Consider the following 215-nt stretch of genomic DNA (forward strand, 5'->3'; position numbering starts at 1 on the left):
ACATTGATGGTTAAGGTATTGGGTGATTGGTCAAGGTTGACACCGTTATTAGCTATCCCTCCATCATCTTGAACTTGGAAGGTAAAGTTGGCGTAGTTATTGCCGTTTTGGTTGGGAGCCGGGGTAAATTTTAGGTTTCCAGTTGTAATGTCATTGACGGTGACAAAACTTCCTGCGGTGACGGGTGTACCGTTTAAAGTCAGGCTTCCGGTTGT

At 45.1% G+C, this 215-nt stretch carries 1 protein-coding gene; it reads right to left on the reverse strand.

Annotation, left to right across the window (positions count from 1 at the left end; all coding sequences use genetic code 11):
• The coding region (locus PL11201_RS26635; RefSeq protein WP_159451586.1) for a hypothetical protein at positions 1–215 on the reverse strand (215 nt) is incomplete at both ends.

This window comes from Planktothrix sp. PCC 11201 (assembly GCF_900009135.1).
GTDB lineage: Bacteria > Cyanobacteriota > Cyanobacteriia > Cyanobacteriales > Microcoleaceae > Planktothrix.